General features: G+C 42.1%; 17 protein-coding genes. 9 read left to right on the top strand and 8 right to left on the bottom strand.

Annotated features, from left to right (window positions below):
• Positions 1–27: 27 nt before the first annotated feature.
• The 6 genes from ppsA to AC1DDK_RS05035 all read right to left on the bottom strand — a co-directional run bounded on the left by ppsA (position 28) and on the right by AC1DDK_RS05035 (position 6,353).
• Positions 28–2,424 carry a phosphoenolpyruvate synthase gene (ppsA, locus tag AC1DDK_RS05060; protein WP_337716641.1) on the bottom strand — a complete coding sequence of 799 codons (2,397 nt, stop codon included), beginning with the start codon at positions 2,422–2,424 and terminating at the stop codon, positions 28–30.
• A gap of 152 nt (positions 2,425–2,576) precedes the next feature.
• Positions 2,577–2,996, bottom strand: coding sequence for a hypothetical protein (locus AC1DDK_RS05055; RefSeq protein WP_477611801.1), 420 nt, complete (start codon positions 2,994–2,996; stop codon positions 2,577–2,579).
• A gap of 116 nt (positions 2,997–3,112) precedes the next feature.
• The gene (locus tag AC1DDK_RS05050) at positions 3,113–3,976 is read right to left on the bottom strand and encodes a universal stress protein (RefSeq protein WP_172659924.1); all 864 of its coding nucleotides are present in this window, start codon (positions 3,974–3,976) and stop codon (positions 3,113–3,115) included.
• A gap of 36 nt (positions 3,977–4,012) precedes the next feature.
• Positions 4,013–4,897 carry a universal stress protein gene (locus AC1DDK_RS05045; RefSeq protein ID WP_337716639.1) on the bottom strand — a complete coding sequence of 295 codons (885 nt, stop codon included), beginning with the start codon at positions 4,895–4,897 and terminating at the stop codon, positions 4,013–4,015.
• Positions 4,898–5,014: 117 nt separating this feature from the next.
• Positions 5,015–5,734 carry an LOG family protein gene (locus tag AC1DDK_RS05040; protein ID WP_337716637.1) on the bottom strand — a complete coding sequence of 240 codons (720 nt, stop codon included), beginning with the start codon at positions 5,732–5,734 and terminating at the stop codon, positions 5,015–5,017.
• Positions 5,735–5,789: 55 nt separating this feature from the next.
• Positions 5,790–6,353: an HdeD family acid-resistance protein gene (locus tag AC1DDK_RS05035; RefSeq protein WP_337716635.1), complete on the bottom strand. Its 564-nt coding sequence runs from the start codon at positions 6,351–6,353 to the stop codon at positions 5,790–5,792.
• Between the two features lie 154 nt (positions 6,354–6,507).
• On the opposite strand from AC1DDK_RS05035, the gene AC1DDK_RS05030 reads away from it, so the two are divergent.
• The 3 genes from AC1DDK_RS05030 to AC1DDK_RS05020 all read left to right on the top strand — a co-directional run bounded on the left by AC1DDK_RS05030 (position 6,508) and on the right by AC1DDK_RS05020 (position 9,745).
• Positions 6,508–7,347, top strand: coding sequence for a universal stress protein (locus AC1DDK_RS05030; RefSeq protein WP_216854321.1), 840 nt, complete (start codon positions 6,508–6,510; stop codon positions 7,345–7,347).
• 55 nt (positions 7,348–7,402) lie between these two features.
• The gene (locus tag AC1DDK_RS05025; protein ID WP_172659919.1) at positions 7,403–8,356 is read left to right on the top strand and encodes an NAD(P)-dependent oxidoreductase; all 954 of its coding nucleotides are present in this window, start codon (positions 7,403–7,405) and stop codon (positions 8,354–8,356) included.
• A gap of 339 nt (positions 8,357–8,695) precedes the next feature.
• Positions 8,696–9,745: a response regulator gene (locus AC1DDK_RS05020; protein WP_337716633.1), complete on the top strand. Its 1,050-nt coding sequence runs from the start codon at positions 8,696–8,698 to the stop codon at positions 9,743–9,745.
• Positions 9,746–9,926: 181 nt separating this feature from the next.
• Here the strand turns inward: AC1DDK_RS05020 and AC1DDK_RS05015 are convergent, their stop codons facing one another.
• Positions 9,927–10,301, bottom strand: a complete 375-nt coding sequence (locus tag AC1DDK_RS05015; RefSeq protein ID WP_172659917.1) for a helix-turn-helix domain-containing protein — start codon at positions 10,299–10,301, stop codon at positions 9,927–9,929.
• Position 10,302: 1 nt separating this feature from the next.
• A complete protein-coding gene (locus tag AC1DDK_RS05010) occupies positions 10,303–11,709 on the bottom strand; it encodes a L,D-transpeptidase scaffold domain-containing protein (RefSeq protein WP_172659916.1) in 1,407 nt (468 codons plus the stop codon).
• Positions 11,710–12,025: 316 nt separating this feature from the next.
• Between AC1DDK_RS05010 and AC1DDK_RS05005 the strand changes: the two genes are divergently transcribed.
• The 6 genes from AC1DDK_RS05005 (at position 12,026) to AC1DDK_RS04980 (ending at position 16,160) form a co-directional block, all read left to right on the top strand.
• The gene (locus AC1DDK_RS05005) at positions 12,026–12,436 is read left to right on the top strand and encodes a hypothetical protein (protein WP_157766335.1); all 411 of its coding nucleotides are present in this window, start codon (positions 12,026–12,028) and stop codon (positions 12,434–12,436) included.
• A 79-nt stretch (positions 12,437–12,515) separates the two neighbouring features.
• Positions 12,516–13,193 carry a response regulator transcription factor gene (locus tag AC1DDK_RS05000; protein WP_172659914.1) on the top strand — a complete coding sequence of 226 codons (678 nt, stop codon included), beginning with the start codon at positions 12,516–12,518 and terminating at the stop codon, positions 13,191–13,193.
• Positions 13,190–14,464 (top strand): sensor histidine kinase, encoded by a 1,275-nt coding sequence (locus AC1DDK_RS04995; RefSeq protein WP_216854319.1) that lies wholly within the window; start codon positions 13,190–13,192, stop codon positions 14,462–14,464. Before AC1DDK_RS05000 ends, AC1DDK_RS04995 begins: the two co-directional genes overlap by 4 nt.
• A gap of 87 nt (positions 14,465–14,551) precedes the next feature.
• Complete coding sequence (locus AC1DDK_RS04990) at positions 14,552–14,986, top strand: thioredoxin family protein (protein ID WP_172659913.1); 435 nt, start codon at positions 14,552–14,554, stop codon at positions 14,984–14,986.
• Between the two features lie 6 nt (positions 14,987–14,992).
• Positions 14,993–15,928: an FAD:protein FMN transferase gene (locus tag AC1DDK_RS04985; protein ID WP_172659912.1), complete on the top strand. Its 936-nt coding sequence runs from the start codon at positions 14,993–14,995 to the stop codon at positions 15,926–15,928.
• Between the two features lie 79 nt (positions 15,929–16,007).
• Positions 16,008–16,160, top strand: coding sequence for a DUF4266 domain-containing protein (locus tag AC1DDK_RS04980; protein WP_288879068.1), 153 nt, complete (start codon positions 16,008–16,010; stop codon positions 16,158–16,160).
• Positions 16,161–16,162: the final 2 nt, after the last annotated feature.

The raw sequence follows: 16,162 nt of genomic DNA, 5'->3' as shown, positions 1-16,162 counted from the left end.
AACATGCAGAACCCACCTACCTGGGCATCATGAAGGTGAAGGACTGAGCTGCGGGGAAAATACTCCATTTATATTGGCTATCCCGGCGATGAGTGCATCGGCATTAAACGAAATGCTGTCAATACCATGTCTGACCAGCAAACGCGCAAAAGACGCAGAATCACTGGGCGCCTGACCACAAATTCCTACTTTCCTGCCGCATATTTTACCCTGGTTAATCATCTGGGCAATTAGCAACTGAACTGCAGCATTTTGTTCATCGAACAGGTCAGCTACCAGAGCAGAATCCCTATCAATCCCTAAAGTCAATTGGGTTAAATCATTTGACCCAATGGAGAAACCATCAAATATTGCAGCAAATTCCTCGGCCATCAGCACATTGGCCGGTATCTCTGCCATTACAAAGACTTCAAGACCATGGTCTCCTTGTATCAGGCCAAATTCTTTCATCAGGTCGATCACTTTCCTCCCTTCTTCCACAGTACGGCAAAAAGGAATCATTAATTTCACATTGGTAAAACCCATTTCATTTCGTACCATCCGCATGGCTTCACATTCCAGTTGAAATCCTTCACGGTAACGCCCATGGTAATACCTGGAAGCACCGCGGAAGCCAATCATCGGATTCTCTTCAACCGGTTCAAAGTCCTGGCCGGCAATAAGACCTGCGTACTCATTGGACTTAAAGTCACTCATCCTCACAATGACTTCCTTCGGAAAAAAAGCAGCGGCAATTGTGGCCACTCCTTTGGAAAGCTTATCCACAAAAAATGCTTTTTTATCAGGGTGCTGCAGCGTAATCAGTTCCATATCTGCCCTATCCTTTTCATTGCTTATCTTTTCAGGATGCACAAGGGCCATCGGATGAATCTTTATCAGATTGCTGATGATAAACTCCATTCTAAGCAAACCCACACCATCATTGGGGTAAAAAGACAGCTCGAACGCCCGTTCCGGATCTGCGACAATCAACTGTACCTTTGGTGTTTGCGGAATTCGGATATCCTCAAGGTCAGTTACAGATTCGGTCCATTCTGCTTTACCCTGATAAACAAATCCTGTCTTGCCATCAGCACAATTCAGGGTAATAATCTCCCCGTCAGTAATCGTAGTAGTGGCATTTGTAGCGCCCACTATTGCAGCTGCTCCCAACTCCCTAGCAATAATTGCCGCATGACTGGTCCTTCCGCCCCTGTTGGTTACCATTCCTGCTACTTTCTTCAGGATCGGATCCCAGTCAGGACTAGTGGTATCTGTCACTAAAATATCTCCCGGATTAAGTTTTGCCGCCTGCAGGGGAGAACTCAGAATTCTCGCCGGGCCGGACACAATACGGCTACCAATTGCCTCTCCGGTGCACACAAGGATCCCCTTTTGAGCTAAATGGTAAGAGGTCAGCTGCAGTCTCTTTTTCTGTGAATGTACGGTCTCCGGGCGTGCCTGAATGATGTAAAGTTGCTGGCCGAAACCATCTTTTGCCCATTCAAAATCCATAGCCTTCTGATAATGTCTTTCAATAATGATGGCCCATTTCGCTAACTTTTCGATTTCCTGATCCTCCAGGACAAACTTATTTTGCAGCTCCAGGGGAGTCAGCTTATTGATCGTTGCATTTACTTCATCCTCCTGATCCGCGTAAACCATCATCTGGTTCTTACTGCCCATGTTTTTTTGAATAATTGCCTTAAAACCCTGCTCAAGGGTAGGTTTAAAAACCAGGAACTCATCAGGTGTAACTGTTCCCTGAACGATATTTTCACCCAGACCCCAAACGCCTGCAATATGTACCACCTCTTTAAATCCGGATTCCGGCTCCAAAGTGAAACCAACACCTGAACACCCAATATCTGAGCGGATCATCTCCTGTATCCCAACAGAAAGAAATACTTTATGATGATCAAAGCCTTTATCCTCCCTGTATTTTATTGCCCTGTCGGTGTATAAAGATGCAAAACATTGCTTGACCGCATATAACAGGGCATAGCTTCCGCGAACGTTTAAATAGGACTCATGAAGACCTGCAAAGCTCGCCTCAGGTAAGTCTTCTGCCGTCGCGCTGCTGCGCACGGCAACCTCCTGTACACCATCATCAAACATCGCATCGTAAGCTCCGATTATCGACATTCCAAGGTCATTGGTCATTCTGCCGGACATCAACAGGTTCCTGGCCTGCTTTCCAATTTCTGCCAGGTTGGTATACCCCTGTCTGTCCAGTTCTTTCATCAGCGCAGCAAGTGGGAGTTCAAAACCATTGCAGCTGACAAAATATTTATAGGCAGCAGCAGTAACGGCAAACCCCTTAGGTATTAATATACCTTTTGGTGTTAAATGACTGAACATTTCTCCCAGAGAGGCGTTCTTTCCGCCAACCTCGGCAATATCATTAATGCCGATCTCACTAAATTTTTTGATGTAGTTCATCATGATAGAATTTAATTATGAATTTACTCACCGGTAGTTTTCCGGTAAACACTTAATAAGATATCTCTAAGGGCTAGGTGAAGGGAGAATACATGCTGATCAAAAAGCAATAATGTGCTCATGTGGCTATTATTTAATGTATGAAAGGTTAAGCATTACAATTCAAATAATTCATCATCTTTAACGACTTCTTCCACAAGCGCGAAAAGTACTCTTTTGGTATGGCGGAATTTATGGGTCAACTCGGTTATCAGCCGTCCCAGCCGGATGTGCATTGCTTCCAGGTCCTGAGGGTTTTCCAGGATCGTATCCTCTGAGATCAATTCTATCTGACTGAGGTGTTCACTAAGCAGTCTATCCAGTTCATAACGGTTATTTTCTATTTCCCCGAGTTCAGTTTCTAACGCACTGAGTTGTTGAGTAAATCGGGCTCCAGACAAGCGTACGAAATAGGCAGCCAGTAAACGGCGGAAGAAAACACCTTCAACCTTAAAAAACTCAAGGTCTTGAGCCCAGCTGTTAGCTGAAGAATGATAATTATTCAAGCGTGTAGCTAGTTTTACCGCGGTCTGCATAATTGAATGATTTGGTTATCAAATTTAAGCAGCTGAGACTGGAGCAAGTATGACGGTCGTCAGCTGATGCATTGATGCTGATCACAGATGAACTCAGTGGTAAGCCCCCCTGTTAATTACTGTTTCTGTGAAAATACCAACAGTGGAATTTTAGTATGTCTGGAAAACTTCTGTGTATGGCTCCCCCTGAAGATTCGTTGAAGCAAGCTATGGCGGCGATGACATAGGGCGATCATATCCATATGCTCCTGTTCGGCAAGCCATTCCAGTCCATTGTCAATGTCTATGTTCCAGACATATTCAAACTTAATATGAGGATAATTTATAGTCAAGGCCGCACGATCCAGGAAGGCATCTATCTTATTTTGCAGTTTACCATCGGGAGTCACCTCCTTATCGGTAATATGAACAATGGTGATCTGCGCTTCAAATGCCTGTGCAAGTTCTGCGATAAATTGCAGTGAAACGATATCCTGTTCTCCGAAATCCGTCGCGAAAGCGATTTTGCGAAGCTTTTTAAAACTCGCCTCAAAAGGCACAAATAACACGGGGCTTTCCGCCTTTTCAATCATCTCCTTACTATTGCTCCCCAGCAGGAACTGGGTAAGCCCACCCGCACCAGCTATCCCCATCACCACCAGGTCTATTTTTCTGTGCTTAACCAGGGATGAGACCACTTCACAAACCGTTCCTGCACTTGCCTCATAGCTCAAGTCAGGGCAATGCTCCTCTTCAGGGGAGCAGGACAAATCGGTCAGCATTTTAACCATTTCATCCAGATCGCCGGTAACTTCCCTTTTTAAATCGGCATAGTCCATTAAAGGCCATGCGACCTGCGCGGCCATAGGTGCGTCCGCAGGTACTTTAATCGCATTGCAAAGCAATACATCTGCTTTGAGGCCTTTGGCAAGTTCCAGGCCGTAGCGCGCAGCGTTTTCGGCCGGAACCGAGAAATCTGTTGGAATTAAGATCTTTTTCATATTACAAAAAATAAATAGATACAGGATAGAAAACTGCTATAGCGGTTTGTTTCCGCAATCAGGGGGAAATACCATTAAGGGGATAGAGATTCTCTTTTTGAGTCTTTGGGTATAGCTGCCCCTGAACAGTTTATGAAGCACGTTGTGTTGACGATGGACCATGGCCAGCACCTGCATCTGGCCATATTCGGCCAGCCAGTCTAAACCATTGTCCACCTCCGAATCCAGCACGTGCTGATAATAAATCTTATGATAATTGACTTTGTTGGTCACCTCATTTAAGAATACATTTATTTTATTCCGCTGCTCAATACCCTCATCAGGAACTTTCTCGCTGATATGGACAATCAGAATTTCAGCATTAAACATCCGTGCAAAGCCGGCTAACGTGTGGATGATGCCGATATCGGTTTTACTCAGGTCTGTTGCAAAGGCAATCTTACGGATGCCCAAAAATCTGGCCTCATCGGGAATCAGCAGAAGAGGCGTTTTAGTGGCCTCAACCATCGCCCTGCTGCTGCTTCCTATTAGAAATTTCCCTATTCCTCCTGCCCCGGACATGCCCATGACCGTTAGACTTATTTCACGGTCGGCTGCAAAATTTGTTACCGCATCTGCCACGCTGCCTATGCCCACGGCATATTCAATCAAAGGGTGGAAGCTGTCGGGAGCTGTTTCCTGCTCATCTCTTTCCTTTAGTTTTTTGACATAACGTTTCAACTCCTGCTCAACTTCATACTCCAGACTCTCAAATGTGATTAACGGGGCTGAAACATGTGCTGCCAAGGGAACTTCCAGGGGAACCATGACCACGTTACACAATTTGACATTGGCTTTCATCTGTTTTGCAAGATGCATTGCATAATTGGCCGCATTTTTAGCTGAGCTGGAAAAATCAGTTGGGATTAAGATCTTTTTCATGGGATTACAATTTTGTGTTCAAATACCCGATTACGCTTCAAAGATGCTAAGTAACAGCAATTTAAATAGTGACAATCATCATCTTTAAGCATGATTATCGGCACTGGAGGAGGCCTGCTAGCTATGCTCAAAAAGCCATTGAAAAGGATGTGGTTTCTGTCTGGGTTTTAACCCATATTGTTTGATGCTTTTTTCCCGAATTAAATCAACAGCTTCCTCAATACTGTCGGTAACCAGAAACAGTTCTGTGTCTCCCCTTGTCACGGTTCCCTCCTTTTGCAAACGCAATATATAAGCGATCAGTTCCTGGTGAAATTCTTTGCCAAAGATGATGATCGGGAAATTACTGATCTTACGGGTCTGGATCAGGGTCAGCGCTTCAAAGAATTCATCCAGAGTGCCAAAGCCTCCCGGCATAACCACAAAAGCAAAGGAATATTTCACCAGCAAAACCTTCCTGATAAAAAAATGATTGATGTAAACCCATTTATCCAGATATTGATTTGGTTTCTGCTCGGAAGGAAGTTCGATATTGCAGCCCACTGAACGGCCGTTAACATCTTTGGCTCCTCTGTTTGCTGCCTCCATCAAACCCGGGCCGCCACCTGTAAGGATCGTAAAACCAAGTGACGCAAATGCTGCCCCAGCCTTTCTGGTCAGCTCATAATAAGGATGTCCTTCTTTGAAACGGGCAGATCCAAATACGGTAATACAGGGCCCCAGAAAATGAAGCTTCCTGAATCCGCGAATAAACTCCCTCATGGTTTTTAAGGTGAAGATAAACTCTTTCCACCTGGATTGCGGTCCGTCAAGAAAGACGATCTCGGATTTGCTCATGTCAGCTGTATTTTAATATTTACCGGTTGTCAATGATTCCTGGAGCAAGGAAGATTCAATAGAGATTTCTGGCCAGACTCCTGAGCTGCAGGGATAACAGTATTCTGAATATTCCCGACAATAAGAACGCGAAAGCGGTCCAAACGACAATGTTGATGGCGCCAAAAAGAGGATCTGCAATAATCAATACCGACAAAACGACAATCAGGATACCTGTCAGCAAAAGCCAGGCCCAGTCCAGTACTCCATAGGCACGAAGTTCAATAGAACTGCTTATGGCCATAAATCCCCTAAGGAGCATCCATAAGCCAATGATTACCGGCATGATCACCATGGTCAGTAACGGAAGATTTAAAAGATAGCCTCCAAGGAAAATGTCAATCAGCCCCCCACTCAAAGTCCAGCCCCAGCCATGAAGCCTTTTGTGGTTACTTACCGAAAAGGTCACTTCAAAAATCCCGGCAAAAATCATCCCGAAGGCAAACAACAGGCTTAGGGAAAGATAAGACGAGACTGGGGCGGCAAGCATCCAGATTCCCAGTCCTATAAATAATACTCCGGAACAAAACATCAGCCACCAGTATTGTGCAGCGTCATTATTGAGATAGGTAGTTTTCATGATATTTTATATTAAGATGAGGCTTATTTCCAGCTCAAAGTTTCATAATCCATAAAAAAAAATACATGACAAAGATCACCGGAACCGCTGATGGTGATCACCGGCTGATCCAGAAAATCAAGTTAGGTTTGAACTGCATACCACATAATTACAGATGATGAAAAAGATTCTTGTGACAACAGATTTCTCCACAAACTCAAAGGGGGCATTGCGTTTTGCCATGCAACTTGCCATGCAAAGTGACTGCCAGATCACATTTTTCCATTCCTACCTGGTCCCAAGACCAAGCAGATGGAGTGAGAGGGTTTTCAATTCCTTTGAAAACAGCGAATTTGCGAAAATCAACAAGAAACTGCGCAGGTTTATAGCCGGTGTATATAAATCGCTTAGGCTATCCTTCACAGAACCTTTGCATTGCGTTGCAAAACAGGGAGCAAATCCTGACCACAATATCATGACCTTCGCGAAGGAAAACAGTTTCGATTACATTTGCATCAGCAGGAATGGAAATGGCAAAACCAGTCGATTGCTTGGATCCAATACAGCCACCCTGATCAAAAAATCTGAAGTTCCAGTCATCGCTGTTCCTCCATTCTACAAAAGAACCGAAATCCTCAGTATCTGCTACGCATCAGATTTGTTTGATCTTGACGATGAGCTAAAGAAAGTAACAAGCTTCAGCACCTCGATCGATGCAAAAGTGACCCTGTTGCACCTTAAAACCCCACTGGATTACCTTGCCGACACCCGGACCTTCAACACTTTAACCCAAAAACTCAATAAACACCACATTAGTGCAGTTTTCGACACCCTCGATTATGAAAAAACATTGATCGCAAACATCAACAAAAATATAAAAAGCATCAAACCGTCAATATTAATTATGTTCAGCAATCAAAGGAGAACAATTTTTGAAAAAATCTTTTTATCCAGTATTTCTGCTGAATTTTCTTCCGTTTCCAAGCTTCCATTACTGGTTTTCAGGAAGAAATAGCGATACAATTCATTCACCTGAATTATCAAACTCAATACATTTAATTTTTCCAATCATGAAAGCAATTTTTTACAGCACAAAATCCGTTGAGAAATCCCTGATGCTACATGCCAATAACCAAAGGCATGACCTTGTTTTTACCACACGGACATTGAGTACGGAAACCACCTCATTTGCCGAGGGGGCAGATGCAGTGGTCGTCTTCACCAATGATAACGTCACCGCACCTGTTATTCACAAGCTGGCAGCTTTAGGGATAAGGTACATTGCCACCAGATCTGTTGGAATAGATCATATTGACAGGGTCACCGCAGAAAAATATGGAATAAAGATCGCAAACATACCGGCCTACTCACCCCAGGCGATTGCTGAACATGCTGCCGCCCTTGCCCTTGCATTAAGCCGTCATCTGGTGCAGGCAAGCCAACAATGTCAACATTTTAACTTTAGCCTGAATAACTTAATTGGCTTTAATTTCTACGGAAAAACAGTAGGCTTGATTGGCCTGGGACACATCGGCAAGGCGGCAATACCAATTTTCAAGGGACTTGGGTGCAAAATTATCGGATATGATATCCTCCCCGGGCAGAATTTACCCGACATTGAGATGGTTGACCTGGATGCTCTGTATAAAAATGCTGACGTCATTTCCCTCCATATCCCGTTAAATGAACAGACCAAACAAATTATTGACTGCACGAGCATTGAAAAAATGAAAACAGGAGTGATGATCATCAATACCGCACGCGGAGGTTTGATCAAAACAACAGACGCCCTGGATGCGCTGAAAAGAGGTAAAATCGGCTATTTAGGCCTTGACGTGTATGAAAATGAGCATGGCTTATTTTTTGAAGATCATGAAGCAGACCAGGTCAGGGATCCGCTATTGTCGGAACTGATGAGGATGCCTAATGTACTGATTACACCACATCAGGCATTTCTAACCACCGAAGCTTTGGAAGAAATAGCCCACGAAACGATAAATACCCTTAACAGCTGGGAAAATTGATTTTTATTAATGCCCCGGATTGATGAAGATAAAATGGGTGCGGTTTTAAGGTGTAATTTACAAGAGGCTTGCTCTTTTTTTTCTATTTGCGTCTCAACAGCAGGAAAAACCAGGAAATTTTTCGCACCTAAGATTCAATCAGAACATGACATAAATAACATAAGATATTGATAAACATTATTATAAACTCAAATAAATACTGTACTTACTTTATATCAATATATCCATTTAAGTGAAGTAGATTTCGGAACAAATTTTAATTTTTATCTGTGTTAATGGAAAATAATTGCCTAACTTACCATCTGTCACACTTTAAGTTTTTTACCTTCATCTGGAATCATGAAAACTGTATTGATCATCGAAGACGACAACGATATCAGGGAAGGCTGTGCGGAGATACTGGAACTATCCGGATACAAAGCACTTAAGGCTAATAACGGAAAAGCAGGAATCGAGCTTGCCAGCCAGCATAAGCCTGATATTATTTTGTGCGACATTATGATGCCCGAACTGGATGGATATGGAGTGTTGTATTTACTCGGCAAAAACAGTGCTACCTCTGAAATACCATTTATTTTCCTGACCGCCAAGACCGAACGGATTGATTTCAGAAAGGCCATGGAAATGGGTGCTGATGATTACCTGACCAAGCCTTTTGATGATATGGAATTAATCACTGCAATAGAAACCAGAATCAACAAATGGCAAAAACAGAAAGATGCCTACCGCAGTACATTAAATCACCTGGAGAGACTATCGCTGAACCCGGGAGATGGGATGAACGAGCTTAAAGCGCTTATTGCCGGCCGTAAAATCAAACGCATAAAAAAAAAACAGGTGCTGTTTTATGAAGGAGACAGCCCTCAGGGATTATACCTGCTTATGGAGGGCAGCATCAAAATGATCAAACGAGCCCTTGATGGTCGGCAATTGATCACCAGTTTATATAAACCAGACGACTACATCGGCCTGGACTCGCTATTGCTTGAAGGAGCGTACACTGAGACTGCTGAGGCAACGGAACATACTTCGGTTTGTTTATTGCCAAAGGAACTTATTGTAAACTTATTGAACAAATATCCGGAAGTAAGTCGTCAGTTTATCAAAATATTGTCCAAAGACATCCACCAAAAAGAAGAACAGCTATTAGAACTGGCCTACCTTTCGGTACGAAAACGCATCGCACAGGTGCTATTGCGTTTAAGTAAGACCTCAGCCTCTCCCATCCTGTTAAACATATCAAGAGACGAGCTAGCTGAACTGGCCGGAGTTGCCCTGGAAACAGTAAGCAGAACACTTTCAGATTTTAAGGAAGAGGGCCTGATAGAAAAGAATGGCAATCAGCTATGCCTGATCGACATTAGTCGCATCACCAAGTTGAAGAACTAATCTGCTGTAAAAGGGTCCTGCTGATGACAAGCGCATTTTCATCATTTCGCCAGGCAGTTCGTTTAATTGGCTGCATAAACTAATAATATAAAAACGAGAATTCTGATAAAATGAACCAACCCAGTTCAAAACTTCTAGCTGAACCACAGACTGGACTGAGGGATGAAGGATCGGTTTGACGCTAAAGTTCAATTTTATCGGTGAGCTGATTATATTCCTCGAGTAAAACAATGTACTTCCGCATCCAGTAATGCACATGCTCTTCTGGAAGAGAGGGGTCTGACAATTTAAGATGCGTTTTATCTACCTTACCAGGTTGATCATCACTGAAACTCAAATCCTCACCAAGCTCTTTGCTGAAATCATGGTTGATGATCCTTCCTATAGCTGATAATAGACTTATATCTAATGTACGCTGTTCAAACCAGTTATACAAAGTCCTTCGAGAGACCTTCATTCTTCTGGATACCTCACTAATGCTTATTTCCTCACGCCGAACTGCACGTTCCAGGATTCCCAACACATACGCCCCATAATAATTCTTAACAAAATTCACTTCATAAATTATCGGCGAGGCTGGGCTCACTCATTCCATAAAGCTGGTTTTCCAGGGTTTCATCCAAATGATAAATATCCTTGTAAAAAACCGGCAGTCCTTCCTGGATCTCACAAGTGAGGTATGTGATCTTAACCGGAACCGGGTTCCTCAGTATGAAGTTCCTTTTCTGATAGGCATTTACCGACTTCTGCATCAAGGGAATTTTACTTTCTGAACCATCGTACTTTAGTAGCAATTCAGCCAGTCTCTCCGCCTGCTGAACCCGGATGCATCCATGACTTAGCGCCCTTAGATCTCGCTCAAAAAGTGCTTGATTGGGGCTGTCGTGTAAATAAATATTGAATTTATTTGAGAATTGAAATACCAGCGCGCCTAAAGAGTTGTCGCAAGCATTGGACTGCCGGGCAAAATAATGCGCCGGATTACTATTTATCTGTCTTATCCTGTAACTGTTTATTGCAATATGCTTTCCCTTGATATCGTATATCTCATAATGATTGTGCTCAAAAAAATCCGAGTTTTTAATAGCCTGTGGCAAGAGCGTTTGCGTAAAAACATGTTGTGGAACCTTGCGGTCCGGTCCGGTAGTAATTTGAGTTACACTACTGCTCAACACAGGCGTTTGTGTTTCAGCTTTGCCCACGATTGCCTTAAAATCATAAGTGGTATCTTTTTCGTGTAGCTTTACTGAATAGGACGGAATATTGATGTGGATATAATTAAATCCATTAATATTCGCCCATCTTAGTCTCTCCATATTAATGGCAATTTTTCTTGCCTCAGTTTCGGGCACTTCATAACAGTCGTCGACATACTGTCCCTTTATCAGTCTCATATAACTTTGTAGTTGCTCATATTCCTTAGTCTTTGGTTGTACGCTGAGCAGGGTCAACATGAAGTCCTTTCCTTTTAGCGCACCGATGAGCTCAGATTCGGCACTAAATCCCTTTAACCCTCCACCATCTATCTTTGCTGAGCTAACTTCAGGGTTGAGCTTTCCGTAATGCAAATGGTTCATAAAAGTAATCAGCGCATCAGTCAGCAACAGATCATACTGAGCTTTGGCTACCTCACTGACCTTTTCAGGCTCATTGATCATGGTTCTTAAGCTGTCATAGGACAGTTTTTCTGGATGGTAATCGTTATGATTAAGTCCAAATTGAAGCACACAGTCCAGCAAAAGCATCCCCGTCCAGGTTTGGCCCGCCTTGTCTTTAGGTTTGATCCATGCATAATTAAAGCCGTTTGCCTTATAAAACCTTTTGACAGAGTTTGGATAACACAATTCAATACCGAAGGTTGACTTTTTCATTTCAGCTAAGATTGCCTGCTGAGATTTGGCTTCCTGGCATTTTACTGCTGAAACAGCACCTAACAAAAATACCAAATTCACTAAAATCTTCATATCCATTAAATTAAACCCTAAATTTCCAGGTTATTACGCGACTATTTAATGATCCGCGTCACGGATTAACTTGATTTAACACAGCTTTTTAAACCAGGAAGATCTGTTAAAAGACTCCTTATCGATTAAATTCCATGAAAGCTGTTCAGTGGTCTTGTCATTAATAAATAAGCAAAACGATCTTTTCTGAAGACCCCAGTCTGAAACCAAGCCATTTTCCCCTCAAAACGTGATGAATATCATGTATAAAACTGAGCTCCATCAATTGAAAAACAGTGAATTAAGGGAACATTTACACATTATTAAACCTTATGTTATGACACCTGCAACAACAATTGAAAACAATGAACTCGAAACAGAGTTACAGGAACTATTCCTCATTGGCAAGCAATGGACCACTGACCTGTCGTTTATCGAATGCGAATTGACCACGCTTAATAAGCTCTTTAAAAAAGCTTCCTTTATGCTGGTCAAAAGTGATTTTGACAGACTTTCAGGTCTAAACCGTATTTGCGCAGATTTGAAAAATAGACTACGCGAATATTTCGGGCAACTTAAACCACTGATTACAGATCCAAAACAAACTATTGACTTCAGTTTAATAGATCAATATACGTTGCTGGAACGGGAATTGGAAGAGGCTCTGCAGCGCCTGCAGATATTCAAAAACAAAATCTTTCAAACCAATAAGCATCAGCTAAAAAATCCCAGTTCGACTACATCGTAAATCTGCTGAAGCGGATTGCGATCGGGAAATATGGGGGCCAACTTCAAAGAGTCTTCAGATTTTAATATCATATTTACGTATGAAATTTCTAATTATTGAAGACGAAGAAGGCTTAAGGCAAAGTATTGACCAGTATTTGACGGCTGAAGGAAATATTTGTGACTGTGCTTCAAATTATGAACAGGGATATCAAAAATTGTCTATTTACGATTATGACTGCGTTTTATTGGATTTAACCCTTCCTGATGGAGAAGGGCTTCAGCTCTTAAAGTATCTTAAAAAGCTCAATAAGGCAGATGGCGTACTCATCATTTCAGCGCGCAATTCCCTGGATCAGAAAATTGAAGGATTAAGCCTCGGTGCTGACGACTACCTGATCAAACCTTTCCATTTATCCGAACTTTATGCCAGAACACTAGCGATTATAAGACGACGTAATTTCAATGGAAACAGCCTTTTGAGTTTCAATGAACTGGAAATTGACACCGCCTCAAAGGAAGTCAAAGTAAATGGCCAGCTTGTGTACCTAACCAGAAAAGAATTTGACCTTCTTTTATATTTCCTGGTCAACAAAAACAAGGTGATTTCCAAATCCGCGGCAGTGGTGCACATATGGGGTGATGAAGCGGACATGGCAGATAGTTTTGATTTCATTTATACACATATTAAAAATGTAAGGAAAAAACTGACAGATTCCGGCTGCAAAGACTATTTTCAATCGGTTTATGGAGTAGGTTATAAATTCACCGATGCATGAAATTATTTACCAGTTACAACAGCATTTTATCTGTCATTACCCTTACAGGCCTCTTGATTATAGGATTCTTATTTTATCAGACATTAGGTCAATACATCAACAGGCAGATCGAGGACCACTTATATGAGGAGCTCCTGGAAGTAAAAGACTTTGCTCATGTTAAAAATATTCTGCCATCCCCCGAAGGTTTCGATGATGTAATCGTGGAGTATAAAAAAATACATAAGCTGAGCAATAGCCGCAGATCGTTTGCTGACACAAATTTCTACAATCCTAAAAAAAAACATAAAGAGTCTGCAAGATACCTGAAAACACAATTGGTGCTGAACGGGCAACCTTACGAAATACTCATCATCGCCTCAAAATTTGAACGTCAGGAACAGATCAAAAGCATCATCCTGATCATTTTATTACCTGTCATAGCGTTGTTATTGATTTTGTGGCTGGTCAACAAAATCCTGATCAGAAGAATGTGGTCGCCATTCAGACAATTATTAACAAACATCAAGGCATTTAACATTAATCAGGAGAAGGTTTTTGAGCCAATCCAAACCAATATTGAAGAATTTAAAGAACTGAACAAAGCTGTTCTTGAAGTATCCTTAAAGGTAAAATCGGATTATAAAGAGATCAAGCTGTTTACTGAAAATGCAGCCCATGAAATGATGACGCCTCTTGCAGTGATCAACTCCAAACTTGACACCCTGCTGCAGTCCAATTCACTGGGGAAAGAAGAAAGTGAAATCCTGTCAGATCTGTATAAAGCCACCTCGAAACTAACAAAATTGAATCAGTCTCTTTTACTCCTGGTGAAAATTGACAACAATCAGCTCCAGGCAAGGGAAGAAATTAACCTTAAGACTTTAATTGAAGAGAAACTCGGTTACTTCCAGGAACTCATTCAAAAAAGGAATTTGAACATACAATCAGAACTCGCCGAATTTATCATTTATGCCAACCGCTCCTTAGTAGAGATTTTGGTGAATAATCTTTTCAGTAATGCCATAAGACATAATTACGACGGAGGGTCCATTCGGATTACATTGACCGAAGATAACCTTGATTTTTCCAACACCAGCACACAGATGGGCCTGGATCCTTTAAAAATCTTTGAACGATTTTATAAAGACAACGCCTCTGATGGTACGGGACTGGGACTGGCCATTTTGAAACAAGTATGTATAAGAAAGAATTATCAGTTGAGTTACTGCTATCAACGGGAACAACACCACTTTAAGATTGTCTTTAAGCATTCCGAAAATAAAAATTAGATGACAAAACCTTAACATATTTTAACACACAACTTCACAATGTCTTCAGAATTCCCATAGATATTAGATTCATCAAAAGGCATACTGATGAAAATATTACTAATTATACTATTATCATTTGTTCCAGCTTCCTTAATCTGGAATGGCAATTTCAATGAGGCACAGCAGCAGGCTAAAGCCGGTCATCAACAGATCTTAATCAATTTTTCAGGATCTGACTGGTGTGGTCCATGCATTCGTTTAAGAAAAGAGATCTTCGAATCCGAAACCTTTGAGAATTACGCCAAACCACATTTGGTACTGGTGCGCGCAGATTTCCCCCGTCAAAAAAAGAATCAGTTGTCTGCAGCACAAATTGAACAAAATGAGGCTCTGGCAGAAAAATATAACCCGGACGGTAAATTTCCTTATACCCTGCTGGTGAACGAAGATGGAAAAGTCTTAAAATCCTGGGATGGCTATCCAAATGAAAGTCCTGAAAAGTTTGTTCAGGAAATCAAAACCACAGTATCCGGTAATTAACAAGCAATGAGAATCAAAGAATCCTGTCAGCGTATATTGAAGCTAATGGGCAATCGGTTTGAGTTCACGGTGATTGCTGAGGATGAAGCTGCCGGCCGAAAGGCAATTGATGCAGCTATAGCAGAGGTGAGCCGGATTGAAGCGCTGTTCAGCACTTTCAGAGACAGCAGTCAGACTAGCCTGATCAATCAGCATGCGGGTATAAAACCCGTAAAGGTAGATAAAGAGGTGGTTTCCCTTATCCAGCGGGCCATAAAAATATCGGATATTACCCAGGGCGCTTTTGACATTACTTATGGTTCTATTGATAAAAGCCTGTGGAATTTTGACATCAACATGACCTCGCTTCCGGAGGTTGAAACTGCGCTTCAATCGGTAAGTCTGATCAACTATCAAAACGTAATAATAGACACAGAAAATTCGACAATAATGTTGAAAAACAAGGGTATGCGCATTGGATTTGGCGGTATTGGCAAAGGGTATGCCGCAGACCGGGCCAAGCTTGTTTTGCAAAATATCGGTATCAAAGCTGGAATTGTTAATGCCGCGGGTGACCTGGTGACCTGGGGCATGCAGTTAAACGATAGACCCTGGACCATAGGCATCGCTGACCCGAACCAAAGCAACCTTCCCTTCTCTTCATTAAACATCAGCAACATGGCCATTGCAACATCTGGCAATTATGAAAAATATGCTACCATTAATGGCAAAAAATATTCGCATACCATTGATCCTAAGACCGGTCTTCCGGTTAGCGGAATCAAAAGTGTAAGTATCCTTTGTCCGAGCGCTGAATTGGCTGATGCCCTGGCCACACCAGTAGTGGTAATGGGCGTTCAGGTAGGTCTTGATCTGATCAACCAGTTGCAACATGTCGCATGCATCATTATAGATGATTTTGACCGTTTGTATACTTCCAAAAATATTAATGTAAAACAATGATATGAAAACGTCAATTCCAATATCAGTACTTCTAGGTACGAGCCTTTTTGCCCTCAGTTTGCTGAGTGCGTGCGCAACAGTGAAACCCTATCAAAAAAACAAGCTCAACGACGCCGAAATGACCTTATCGTCGAGACCAGCTCAGAAATTTGAACAAAGTTTCCAGCTCTACCGGGAAGGCGGATCGGGTGCCAATGGCGGAAAAAGTGGTGGTGGTTGTGGTTGTAATTAGCG

It is taken from the genome of Pedobacter sp. 05T44 (assembly GCF_056395985.1).
Note: the sequence above shows the minus strand (reverse complement) of the source record. Positions and strands in the feature narration are given on the sequence as shown.